The sequence below is a fragment of the Streptomyces thermoalcalitolerans genome (assembly GCF_039525155.1).
Classification (GTDB): Bacteria; Actinomycetota; Actinomycetes; order Streptomycetales; family Streptomycetaceae; genus Streptomyces; species Streptomyces thermovulgaris.
Window position 1 is genome coordinate 49,829 of record NZ_BAAAHG010000013.1, and the last position, 12,372, is coordinate 62,200.

At 70.4% G+C, this 12,372-nt stretch carries 9 protein-coding genes and 1 pseudogene; 1 reads left to right on the forward strand and 9 read right to left on the reverse strand.

Annotated features, from left to right (window positions below; translation table 11 throughout):
* The first annotated feature begins 159 nt into the window (after positions 1-159).
* Positions 160-3,291 carry an isoleucine--tRNA ligase gene (gene ileS, locus ABD224_RS10705; RefSeq protein WP_344049177.1) on the forward strand — a complete coding sequence of 1,044 codons (3,132 nt, stop codon included), beginning with the start codon at positions 160-162 and terminating at the stop codon, positions 3,289-3,291.
* A gap of 253 nt (positions 3,292-3,544) precedes the next feature.
* On the opposite strand, the gene ABD224_RS10710 is transcribed toward ileS, so the two are convergent.
* From ABD224_RS10710 to ftsW, 9 genes and pseudogenes are all read right to left on the reverse strand, one after another.
* Complete coding sequence (locus ABD224_RS10710; protein WP_344049178.1) at positions 3,545-4,627, reverse strand: DivIVA domain-containing protein; 1,083 nt, start codon at positions 4,625-4,627, stop codon at positions 3,545-3,547.
* A gap of 53 nt (positions 4,628-4,680) precedes the next feature.
* Entirely contained in the window at positions 4,681-4,971 is a 291-nt protein-coding gene (locus ABD224_RS10715; protein ID WP_344049179.1) for a YggT family protein, read from the reverse strand.
* Positions 4,972-5,029: 58 nt separating this feature from the next.
* Positions 5,030-5,680, reverse strand: coding sequence for a cell division protein SepF (locus ABD224_RS10720; RefSeq protein ID WP_344049180.1), 651 nt, complete (start codon positions 5,678-5,680; stop codon positions 5,030-5,032).
* Positions 5,681-5,807: 127 nt separating this feature from the next.
* Positions 5,808-6,539 carry a YggS family pyridoxal phosphate-dependent enzyme gene (locus ABD224_RS10725; protein ID WP_344049181.1) on the reverse strand — a complete coding sequence of 244 codons (732 nt, stop codon included), beginning with the start codon at positions 6,537-6,539 and terminating at the stop codon, positions 5,808-5,810.
* Positions 6,540-6,556: 17 nt separating this feature from the next.
* Positions 6,557-7,288, reverse strand: coding sequence for a peptidoglycan editing factor PgeF (gene pgeF / locus ABD224_RS10730; RefSeq protein ID WP_344049182.1), 732 nt, complete (start codon positions 7,286-7,288; stop codon positions 6,557-6,559).
* Positions 7,285-8,508 carry a cell division protein FtsZ gene (gene ftsZ, locus ABD224_RS10735; protein ID WP_344049183.1) on the reverse strand — a complete coding sequence of 408 codons (1,224 nt, stop codon included), beginning with the start codon at positions 8,506-8,508 and terminating at the stop codon, positions 7,285-7,287. The genes pgeF and ftsZ overlap by 4 nt, the downstream gene beginning before the upstream one ends.
* A gap of 277 nt (positions 8,509-8,785) precedes the next feature.
* The gene (locus ABD224_RS10740; protein WP_344049184.1) at positions 8,786-9,577 is read right to left on the reverse strand and encodes a cell division protein FtsQ/DivIB; all 792 of its coding nucleotides are present in this window, start codon (positions 9,575-9,577) and stop codon (positions 8,786-8,788) included.
* A 230-nt stretch (positions 9,578-9,807) separates the two neighbouring features.
* Positions 9,808-10,905: an undecaprenyldiphospho-muramoylpentapeptide beta-N-acetylglucosaminyltransferase gene (murG, locus tag ABD224_RS10745; protein WP_344049185.1), complete on the reverse strand. Its 1,098-nt coding sequence runs from the start codon at positions 10,903-10,905 to the stop codon at positions 9,808-9,810.
* A 6-nt stretch (positions 10,906-10,911) separates the two neighbouring features.
* Positions 10,912-12,293: pseudogene (gene ftsW / locus ABD224_RS10750) on the reverse strand (putative lipid II flippase FtsW).
* Between the last annotated feature and the right edge of the window lie 79 nt (positions 12,294-12,372).

Genomic DNA, 12,372 nt, shown 5'->3' on the forward strand with positions numbered 1-12,372 from the left:
AGAACCGGCTTCGCGATTCCAATGAGGGGGTTCACCGGAGCGTACGGCGCACCGGGGGGCCAAGGAGGGTGGTACCGCGGGAGCGCGCCGCACGCGGCGTGGGGCAGCAAAGCTCTCGTCCCTCCGACGGAAGGCAGGACATCCGCCGGAGGAAGATCGATGACGCAGTACCGTCAGGTGCCCGCTCAGATCGACCTGCCCGCGCTCGAGCACGCCGTGCTCGACTTCTGGCGCGAGCAGAAGATCTTTGCCAAGAGCCTGGAGCAGTCCGAGGGCCGCCCCGAGTGGGTGTTCTACGAGGGCCCGCCCACGGCCAACGGCATGCCGGGCGCCCACCACATCGAGGCGCGCGTCTTCAAGGACGTCTTCCCCCGCTTCCGCACCATGCGCGGCTACCACGTCGCGCGCAAGGCGGGGTGGGACTGTCACGGTCTCCCGGTGGAGCTGGCGGTCGAGAAGGAGCTCGGCTTCACCGGCAAGCAGGACATCGAGAAGTACGGCATCGCCGAGTTCAACGCCAAGTGCCGCGAGTCCGTGCTCCGGCACACCGACGCCTTCGCCGAGCTGACGACCCGCATGGGCTACTGGGTCGACCTCGACGACGCGTACGTCACCATGGACCCGGAGTACATCGACTCCGTCTGGTGGTCCCTGAAGGAGATCTTCAACAAGGGCCTGCTGGTCCAGGACCACCGCGTGGCCCCCTGGTGTCCGCGCTGCGGCACGGGCCTGTCCGACCACGAGCTGGCCCAGGGCTACGAGACGGTCGTCGACCCGTCCGTCTACGTCCGCTTCCCGCTCACCTCCGGTCCGCTGGCCGGCCGGGCCTCGCTCCTGGTGTGGACGACCACCCCCTGGACGCTGGTGTCCAACACCGCGGTGGCCGCGCACCCCGAGGTGACCTACGTCGTCGCGACGAACGGCGAGGAGCGGCTGGTCGTCGCCGAACCGCTCCTCGGCAAGGCGCTCGGCGAGGGCTGGGAGCCCACGGGCGAGACCTTCACCGGCGCCGAGATGGAGCGCTGGACGTACCGGCGTCCGTTCGAGCTGGTCGAGTTCACGGAGCCGGCCCACTTCGTGGTCAACGCCGAGTACGTCACCACCGAGGACGGTACGGGTCTGGTCCACCAGTCCCCCGCCTTCGGTGAGGACGACCTGAAGGTCTGCCGCTCCTACGGGCTGCCCGTGGTCAACCCGGTCCGCCCGGACGGCACCTTCGAGGAGGACCTGCCGCTGGTCGGCGGCGTCTTCTTCAAGAAGGCCGACGAGAAGCTCACCGAGGACCTCGCCGAACGCGGTCTGCTCTTCCGGCACCTGCCGTACGAGCACAGCTATCCGCACTGCTGGCGCTGCCACACCGCGCTGCTGTACTACGCCCAGCCGTCCTGGTACATCCGCACCACCGCGATCAAGGACCAGCTGCTGGCGGAGAACGAGAAGACCACCTGGTTCCCCTCGAACGTCAAGCACGGCCGGTACGGCGACTGGCTGAACAACAACATCGACTGGGCGCTGTCCCGCAACCGCTACTGGGGCACCCCGCTGCCGATCTGGCGCTGCGAGGACGGCCACCTCACCTGCGTCGGCTCCCGCGCGGAGCTGACCGAGCTGACCGGCACCGACCAGTCGGCGCTGGACCCGCACCGCCCGTTCATCGACGAGGTCACCTTCCCGTGCCCGCAGTGCGGCCAGACGGCCACGCGCGTGCCGGAGGTCATCGACGCCTGGTACGACTCGGGCTCGATGCCGTTCGCGCAGTGGGGCTACCCGTACAAGAACAAGGAGCTGTTCGAGTCCCGCTACCCGGCGCAGTTCATCTGCGAGGCCATCGACCAGACCCGCGGCTGGTTCTACACGCTGATGGCGGTCGGCACGCTGGTCTTCGGCAAGTCCTCCTACGAGAACGTCGTGTGCCTGGGGCACATCCTCGCCGAGGACGGCCGGAAGATGTCCAAGCACCTGGGCAACGTCCTCCAGCCGATCCCGCTCATGGACCAGCACGGCGCGGACGCGGTGCGCTGGTTCATGGCGGCCGGCGGCTCGCCGTGGGCGGCCCGCCGGGTGGGGCACGGCACCATCCAGGAGGTCGTCCGCAAGACGCTCCTGACGTACTGGAACACGGTCGCCTTCCAGGCCCTGTACGCCCGTACGTCCGGCTGGGCCCCCTCCGGGGCCGACCCGGCCCCGGCCGACCGCCCGCTGCTGGACCGCTGGCTGCTCAGCGAGCTGCACGCGCTGACCGACCAGGTCACGCAGGCGCTGGAGGGGTACGACACCCAGCGCGCCGGCAAGCTGCTGTCGGCGTTCATCGACGACCTGTCCAACTGGTACGTCCGCCGCTCGCGCCGCCGCTTCTGGCAGGGCGAGAAGGCCGCGCTGCGCACGCTGCACGAGGTGCTGGAGACGCTGACCCGGCTGATGGCGCCGATCACCCCCTTCATCACCGAGCGGGTCTGGCAGGACCTGGTGGTGCCGGTGACCCCGGGGGCGCCGGAGTCGGTGCACCTGGCCACCTGGCCGGAGGCGGACCTGTCGGCGGTCGACCCGGAGCTGTCGCAGCAGATGGCGCTGGTGCGGCGGCTGGTGGAGCTGGGCCGTGCCACGCGTGCGGAGTCGGGCGTCAAGACGCGCCAGCCGCTCAGGCGCGCGCTGATCGCGGCGGCGGGCTTCGAGTCCCTGGGCCAGGAGCTGCGCGCGCAGATCGCGGAGGAGCTGAACGTCTCCTCCCTGGCGTCGCTGAGCGAGGCCGGCGGGTCCCTGGTGGACACCACCGCGAAGGCCAACTTCCGGGCGCTGGGCAAGCGGTTCGGCAAGCGGGTCCAGGACGTGGCCAAGGCCATCGCGAACGCGGACGCGGCGGCGCTGTCGCTGGCCCTGCGGGAGGGCACGGCGTCGGTGGAGGTGGACGGTGAGACCATCACCCTCTCCCCCGACGAGGTGATCATCACGGAGACCCCGCGCGAGGGCTGGTCGGTGGCGTCCGACGCGGGCGCCACGGTGGCCCTGGACCTGGAGATCACCGAGGAACTGCGGCGTGCGGGCCTGGCCCGGGACGCGATCCGTCTCATCCAGGAGGCCCGCAAGAACAGCGGCCTCGACGTGGCCGACCGCATCGCGCTCCGCTGGACCTCCACGGATCCGGCGACGGTCGCCGCGCTGACCGAGCACGCCGGGCTCATCTCCGAGGAGGTCCTGGCGACGGACTTCGCCCAGGGAGAGGGAGACGACACCTTCGGGGACGCCTTCACCGACAAGGGGCTGTCCCTGACCTTCCGCCTCCGCAAGGCGTAGCCCTCCGGGGGCGGCCCGGGGACGTCGCACCCCGCGCCGCCCCCGCCCGTCCCTTCAGTGGTGCGGTGGGCCGTCGCCCCCGCGCCCTGCTGAGGGCCGTGCCCGGGACGGCAGCCCCCGCACCCACAGGTCCCGCTCACAGGACCTCACACGCGGCCGCATACGCGAGAACGGCCCCGGAGGAAGATCCTCCGGGGCCGTTCTCGCAGGCTGCCGATGCCTACCTCGTCACGCGCAACGCGTCACGAGCTGCTCAGTTGTCGTCCTCGTCGATCAGGAAGCCCCGCATGGGCGACGGCGCCTGGCCCATCGGCGAGGGGCCCTGCGGGCGCACCGGTGCCATCGGCTGGGTCATCGCCGGGGACATCTGCTGCTGTCCGCCGAAGGACGGCCCGCCGGACTGGTTCGGTCCGCTGCCCACCGACTGGTTGCCGCCGAACGACGGGGAGCTCGAACCGGCCGGAGCCATGGAGGGCGCCGGGGACGGCGGCAGCGACGCGGTCGCCGGGGTCCGCGGCGGGGCCAGCGAGTCGTCGGCCTGGGCCTCCAGCTGGCGCAGCTGCGACTCCAGGTACGACTTCAGACGCGTGCGGTACTCGCGCTCGAAGCCTCGCAGGTCCTCGACCTTGCGCTCCAGCGTGGCGCGGGCGGACTCCAGGGAGCCCATGGCCACACGGTGCTTCTCCTGCGCGTCCCGCTCCAGCGCGTCGGCCTTGGCCCGGGCGTCACGCTCCAGCCCCTCGGCACGCGAACGCGCCTCGCCCACGATCTTGTTGGCCTCGGCGCGCGCCTCGGCGATCGCCTGGTCGGCGGTCTGCTGGGCCAGCGACAGGACGCGCGCGGCGCTGTCGCCACCGGGGCCGCCCATCGGACCGCCCATCGGGCCGCCCATGGGGCCGCCGGGCCCCATGCCCTGCATCGGGCCGCCCATGGGACCGCCGGGACCCTGGCCCATCGGACCGCCGGGGCCCTGGCCGCCCGGGCCGGCGGGGAGCTGCGGGGCACCGCTCGGCAGCTGGGGCGGGCCGCCCATGGGGCCGCCCATCTGCTGCTGCGGTGGGCCCGATATCCCGGCGGGCACTGGAGCGCCCGGCCCGCGCATCCCCTGCCCCTGCTGCTGGTCCTCCGGGGGCTTGCGCATGTTCTGCTGGTTCTGGGCAGCAGCGCGCGTGGCGGCGGCCAGCTTGGCGCGCAGATCCTCGTTCTCGCGGAGCAGACGGGTCAGCTCGGCTTCGACCTCGTCGAGGAAGGCATCGACCTCGTCCTCGTCATAGCCTTCCCGGAGGCGGACGGTCGTGAACTGCTTGTTCCGCACGTCCTCGGGGGTCAACGGCATCTCTTCACCTCAAGGTAGTCATCGGCAGTCGGCAAGACCGTATCGTCCACAGGTCACCTCGCGAGGCTTCCCACGATGGAGATCAGGACGTAGACGATGATCATCAGAACGAAGAAGGACAGGTCTAGCGCCACGCCCCCGAGACGCAGCGGCGGGATGAACCGCCGCAGAAGCTTCAGTGGTGGATCGGTGACAGTGTAGGTGGCCTCCAGAACGACCACCATCGCCCTGCCGGGTTGCCATGAGCGCGCGAACTGGAACACGTAGTCCATGACCAGCCGGAAGATGAGCACGATGAGGAAGACCATCAGTGCGATGTAGAGAACCTCCAGGGCTACATCCATGATCGGTGCTTCCCTCTCCCCATGTCCGTGCCGGCTTCCGCCGGTGCTGGTAGTGCTCTCAGCTCTGGTTGAAGAACCCGCCCTCTGCGATGCGGGCCTTGTCCTCCGCCGTGACATCGACGTTAGCAGGCGACAACAGGAACACCTTCTGCGTCACCCGCTCGATGCTGCCGTGAAGACCAAACACCAAACCTGCCGCAAAGTCGACAAGTCGCTTGGCATCTGTGTCGTCCATCTCAGTCAGATTCATGATCACCGGCGTGCCCTCGCGGAAGTGTTCCCCGATGGTACGGGCCTCGTTGTAGGTCCGGGGGTGAAGTGTGGTGATCCGGTACGGTTCACGTTCCGACACGACCTTGGGCATGATCACCGGTGCGTTCTTCTCCAGGCTCGCGCGTTCTTGTGTGATGGATGCCACGGGCGCGATGCGCGCCGGACGCCCGGATTCCGCCGGAAGCGAAGCCGAGGGGGACACCGGTTCGCGCGGCGCCGGAGGCTGCACCACGCGTACCGATTCATCCCTTTGGGGCTGGTGTGCACCGTGTGTTCCATGTGAGGAATGAGACGGCTCATGCCGTCGGCGGTCACGCTCGGGCTCCGGGTCCAGCTCGGGCTCGAAGTCGTCATCGGGGTCGAATCCCCGGCCGTCGTACCCATCGTCCTCCACGAGGCCGAGGTAGACCGCCATTTTGCGCATCGCGCCGGCCATGCTCTGAGTCCTCCGCTCTGTGGTGGATCCGCTGACGACCGCCAAGTGCCCGCGATCCACGAGGTCGTTGCGCCGTGTCCGGCGGTATTGACCATATTTTCTGCTGTGGTCCGACTTCTTGGCGACGTTACCTGAGCCTGGGGCGGACTCCGAGTACCGCGGTGCCGACGCGCACATGTGTCGCTCCGGCCGCCACGGCCTCCTCGAGGTCCCCGCTCATCCCTGCCGAGACCATGGTGGCAGCCGGATGGGCTCTGCGCAGGCCGGTCGACAAATCCATGAGCCGCTCGAACGCCGCCCGTTGACGGCCGGCGTACTCGCCGGTCAGCGGGGCGACGGTCATCAGCCCGTCGAGCCGCAGCCCCTCGGACCGGGCGACGAGGTCGGCCAGCTCCTCGACTCCCTCCGGCGCCACCCCTCCCCGCTCTCCCCGGTCCTTCTCTCCGGCGTCCAGCGCGACCTGGATGAGGCAGCCCAGCTCGCGCCCCGCCCGTACGGCCTCCTTCGAGAGTGCCGTGACCAGCCGGGCGCGGTCGACGGACTGCACGACATCGGCATAACCGACCACGGATCGCACCTTATTGGTCTGAAGTTGACCGACAAAATGCCAAGTAAGGGGCAAATCCGCACATTCGGCGGCCTTGGGCGCCGCCTCCTGGTCCCGGTTCTCGGCCACATGACGTACACCGAGTTCCGACAGAATCCGCACATCCGAGGCCGGATAGGTCTTGGTGACCACGACAAGGGTCACCTCCTCGCGCGACCGGCCCGCGGCGGCGCACGCATCGGCGATGCGCCGCTCCACCTTCGCCAGATTCGCCGCGAGTTCCTCCCTGCGGTCGTCCCTGTGGTCCGTCATCCGTCCGTCGTGCCCCATCAGTCCAGCCAGACATAGCCCGCGAGCCGACCGGTGGTGCGGTCGCGGCGATACGAGAAGTGATCCTTCGACTCCCGTGTGCACACCGGCGACTGCTGCCGGTCGTGCACCCCGAGGCGCTCCAGCTGCGCATGCGCCCCGGCGCTCACATCGACGGCCGGTGTGCCCCAGCTCGTCTCGGCGTACGCCGCCGGCTCGACGGCGGCCACCTCCGCGCGCATCGCCTCCGGGACCTCGTAGCACCGGCCGCACACGGCGGGACCGGTACGGGCGACGATCCGGGCCGGTTCGGCGCCGAGCCGGACCATGGCGCGCACGGCGGCGGGGACCACCCCGGCCACCAGGCCGGGCCGTCCGGCGTGGGCCGCGGCGGCCACCTTGGCCACCGGGTCGGCCAGCAGCACCGGCACGCAGTCCGCGGTCAGAACGGCGAGAGCGAGCCCCCGCTGCCTGGTCACCACCGCGTCGACGGACGGGATGCCGGCGGCGTCCGCCCACGGGCCGTCCACCACCGCCACCTCCGCGCCGTGGACCTGGTTCATCCAGACCACCCGGTCCGGGTCCAGTCCGAGGGCCTCGGCGGCCCGCTCCCGGTTGGCGCGTACGGCGGCGGGGTCGTCGCCCACCGCGCCACCGAGGTTGAGCTCCTCGTACGGAACGGCGCTCACCCCGCCCCACCGGTCGGTGAAGGCGAAGTGCGCGCCGTTCACGGTGTCGTGCTGTCCTATCACTTGAGGAAGTCCGGTACGTCCAGTTCCTCGGCCGCGCTGTCCGTGTAGGCGGGCCGCGGCGGGGTGACCGGCGGGGTGACGGGAGGCAGGTCGCGCGCCGGCTCCGGGGCGACGGGCTCCGGCTCCTCCTTCGGCGTCACGCTGCCCAGCGTGCCGAAGGTCGGACGGCTCTCCGGCTGCCGCACCGGCGCCGGCTCCTCACGGCGGGCCGGGGCCGGGGAGGCGGACGGGGAGGAGGCCGAGCCGAGGACGTTGTCCCGGCGGGCCGGCGGCTGGCCGCCGTCGAACCCGGCCGCGATCACGGTGACCCGGACCTCGTCGCCGAGGGCGTCGTCGATGACCGCACCGAAGATGATGTTGGCCTCGGGGTGCGCGGCCTCGCTGACCAGCTGGGCGGCCTCGTTGATCTCGAACAGGCCGAGGTCGCTGCCGCCGGAGATGGACAGCAGCACGCCCCGGGCGCCGTCGATGGAGGCCTCCAGCAGCGGCGAGGAGATCGCCATCTCGGCGGCGGCCACCGCGCGGTCGTCGCCGCGGGCCGAGCCGATGCCCATCAGGGCCGAACCGGCCTCGGACATGACCGACTTCACATCGGCGAAGTCCAGGTTGATCAGGCCGGGGGTGGTGATCAGATCGGTGATGCCCTGCACACCGGACAGCAGCACCTGGTCCGCGGACTTGAACGCGTCGAGCACGCTGACCTGGCGGTCCGAGATGGACAGCAGCCGGTCGTTGGGGATGACGATGAGGGTGTCGACCTCTTCCCGGAGCTCGGCGATGCCGTCCTCGGCCTGGTTGGCGCGGCGCCGTCCCTCGAAGGTGAACGGGCGCGTGACCACGCCGATGGTGAGGGCACCGAGCGAGCGGGCGATGTTGGCCACGACGGGCGCGCCGCCGGTGCCGGTGCCGCCGCCTTCACCGGCCGTCACGAAGACCATGTCGGCCCCCTTGAGGACCTCCTCGATCTCCTCGCGGTGGTCCTCGGCGGCCTTGCGGCCGACGGCCGGATTGGCGCCGGCGCCGAGTCCGCGGGTGAGTTCGCGGCCGACGTCGAGCTTGACGTCGGCATCGCTCATCAACAGAGCCTGCGCGTCGGTGTTGATGGCGATGAACTCGACGCCCTTGAGACCGACCTCGATCATCCGGTTGATGGCATTGACACCACCGCCGCCGACACCGATGACTTTGATGACTGCGAGGTAGTTCTGCGGTGCTGCCACGTCGAAGGCCTCTCGCCTCGAGTTACGTGTCGCCGTCCGCGGTCCTGCCGCGAACCGGCGACTGATGCCGAATGGGACGGTCCGAATGCCGACCCGAACCCTAAGCCTGAAGTTTAGGGTTACCAGTGTGTCCGTTCCTTGAAGTCCTCGGAACAGGACACTAAGTCGACACATGGCGCCCGTTCAACGAACACGCCGAACCTCCCGTTTTTCTTTTCACCCTATGTGATCAGGCACAGCGCTGCCCAGTCAGGGTGCTGGCCTGCCTGGATACCCGTCAACTCCCTGATGACGCCGGGGCGGTGGGAACCCTGACGTCGAAGTGCCGGGCCTCGGGCGCCGCTTTCATCAACGCGGTGAGCGCACGGGCCTTCAGAGGGCTGTGCTCGCTGCTCCCCCAGGCGACGGTGCGCCCGTCGTTCAACTCCAGTGAGATGTCGTCGTAGGTGCGGACCTTGACGGCTCTGGTCTCCCGGGCGACCGCGGCGGGAATCCGCGCGGCGACCGTGACCGCCTCGCGCACGAGCCGCTTCTCGCCGAACCGCCGCAGGCTCGCCGCCGCCGAGCCCGACCGGGAAAGCGACAATTCCAGCACGGGCACCCCTTTCGGTGCCTGGGAAACCGTGGCGAACCGGACACCGTAACGGTCCACTTCGACGAACTTTCCGCCCTTTTCCTCCACCATGACCGGAGTGCGCTCGACCACTTTCAGCTCGATCTCGTCGGGCCACGCGCGCTCGACGTCGACCGATTCAATGCGGGACAATTCGCCGCGCAGCCGGGCCGCGACCGCGTCGGTGTCGACGGAAATCAGCGGGCTTCCCAGCCGCACCGCCGCGACGGCGCGCACCTCTTCCGGGGTCAGGACCCGCGTCCCGGAGACGGAGACACGCTTCACATACGTCCACTCCGAGCCGTACAGCATCCACAGCGCACCGGCGTTGAGGAGCAGGACGGCCAGAGAAAGGATGACGATCGTACGAGGGCGCAGCCGTCCGAACCGGCGGCTTCGAGGCGGGCCGGACGACTCCTGCTGACGGTCACCGCGTTCGGCGGTCGGTCCGGCCACGCTCTCAAGCCCTTCCGTGCATACGGCGTCCTGGGGGTGTCGTTTGGATCTTGCCGCAGGCCGCGGGGATCGGCACGCACATCCGCGGCGTTGTCGTCACTCGCCGACGCTCCGCGTCGCCCCCCCCTCGTCGGTCCCTCTCTCCGCCGTGCACCCTCACGCACCGAACCCCGCTCGCCCCGCTCACCGGGCACCGCCCGCCGCAGCCGGCCTGATCCGAACGACGCCCCCTAACGGCCCTGGCGGTGTGCGGCGATCGCCTCGTACACCATGGCGACGAGCAGCTCGTCGGCGTCCCGGCGGCCGAACTCGCTGGCGGCACGGGACATCTGGTAGAGCCGGTGCGGGTCGGCGAGCACGGGCAGGACGTTCTGCAGCACCCACTCCGGGGTGAGGTCCGCGTCGTCGACCAGCAGTCCGCCGCCGGCCTTGACCACCGGCTGGGCGTTCAGCCGCTGTTCGCCGTTGCCGATGGGCAGCGGGACATAGGCGGCCGGAAGTCCGACGGCGGAGAGTTCGGCGACGGTCATCGCGCCGGCGCGGCAGAGCATCATGTCGGCCGCGGCGTACGCGAGGTCCATACGGTCAAGGTAACTCACCGGGATGTAGGGCGGCATTCCCGGCATCTGCTGCACCTGGGGCAGTTCGTTCTTCGGCCCGACCGCGTGCAGGATCTGGATGCCCGCCTGCTGGAGCTTGGGCGCGACCTGCTGGACGACCTCGTTGAGCCGGCGGGCGCCCTGCGAGCCGCCGGAGACCAGCAGCGTGGGCAGGTTGGGGTCCAGCCCGAAGGTCGCGCGGGCCTCGGGGCGCACGGCCGCCCGGTCCAGGGTGGCGATGGAACGGCGCAGCGGGATACCGATGTAGCGGGCGTCCCGCAGCTTGCTGTCGGGGGTGGAGACGGCGACCCGGGTGGCGTAGCGCGAGCCGATCTTGTTGGCCAGGCCCGGGCGGGCGTTGGCCTCGTGGACGACGATGGGGATACCGAGCCGCTTGGCCGCCAGATAGCCCGGCAGGGCGACGTAACCGCCGAAGCCGACCACCACATCGGCCTTGGTGCGCTCCAGGACCTGCTCGGCCGCCTTGATGGTGCCGCGCAGCCGGCCCGGAACGGTGATCAGCTCGGGGGTGGGCTTGCGTGGCAGCGGCACCGCCGGGATCAGTGCGAGCTCATAGCCCCGCTCGGGCACGAGCCGGGTCTCCAGACCACGCTCCGTGCCCAGGGCCGTGATCCCCACGGTCGGGTCCTGCCTGCGCAGGGCGTCCGCGAGGGCGAGCGCGGGCTCGATGTGGCCCGCGGTACCTCCGCCGGCGAGTACGACATGCACCGAAATTCACCGCTCTCCGGACGGACGCGCCGCTCGGCACGCCGTCACATCGTGTTCCATCTCCGAGGCCCGCGGCCGGGTGTACGGTCGGATCTCCGTCCGGACGTCAGGCCTCCCGTCCGCTTTCTACCAAAGCGGGGTTGCCGCATGGCAAGCGCCGCCCGCGCAGCGGGCTCGTCACGCGCGAAGGCGATCAGCAGCCCGATGGCGAACATGGTCGGCAGCAGGGCGGACCCCCCGTAGGAGAACAGCGGGAGCGGGACACCGGCGATCGGCAGCAGACCGAGCACCGCACCGATGTTGACCACCGCCTGGGCGGTGATCCAGGTGGTCACGCCTCCCGCGGCGTATCTCACGAAGGGGTCCTCCGTGCGTCCGGCCACGCGGATGCCCGCATAGCCTAGAGCCGCGAACAGGACGAGCACCGACAGCGTGCCTGCCAGGCCCAGTTCCTCACCGGTGACGGCGAAAATGAAGTCCGTGTGGGCTTCGGGGAGTTGGCCCCACTTCTCCACACTGGCACCGAGCCCGGAGCCGAACAGCCCGCCGGAGGCGAGGGCGTAGATGCCGTGCACCGCCTGCCAGCACTTCTCCGCGTCGGTGGAGCCGACGCAGGCGAACCGGTCGAGCCGGTTGGGGCTGGACCGGATCAGAAGGGCGCCGATCACGGCGGCGAACGCCAGGACGCCCACGAACAGCCGGGTGGGCGCGCCCGCCAGCCACAGCAGGCCGAACAGGATCGCGGTGAGGATGATCGCCGTCCCCATGTCGCCGCCCATCATGATCAGACCGAGCAGCAGGAAGGCGACCGGGACGAGCGGCACCAGCAGGTGTTTCCACTGGGCCAGCAGCCGCTTGTCCTGTTTGCGTGCGATCAGGTCGGCGCCCCACAGCACCAGTGCCAGCTTGCCGATCTCGCTGGGCTGGATCTGGAAGGAGCCGCCCAGCGAGATCCAGTTCTGGTTGCCGTTGACCGCCACTCCTATCCCCGGCACCTGCACCAGCGCCATCAGGAACACCGCGCCGGCCAGGATCGGGTAGGCCAGCGCCCGGTGCAGCTTGACCGGCATCCGGGCGGCGGCCAGCAGCAGCCCGGCACCGATCGCGGCGGCGAGCAGCTGCTTGCGGAAGAAGTACGAGCCGGGCAGCGACATCTGCAGCGCGGTGATCTGGGAGGCCGAGTAGACCATCACCAGCCCCAGCACGGTGATCAGCAGACTGCCGCCGAGGAGCAGGTAGTAGGCCGTGAGCGGCCGGTCCCAGGCCCTGCGCATGCGGACGATCGGGTTCCGCAGGGGGTTCTCGCGCACCGGCCGGACGGCCGGGGAACGGGTGACGGTCCGCTGCGCGGGCGGGCGGCCGGTGCGGCTGCGGGGGCTACCGGGCATCCGGGCCTCCGCTGTACGTCGGCCACGCAAATCCGGCTCGGTTCACGAGTCCCACGCCTCCCTCCCGAGGTCGCCCGCG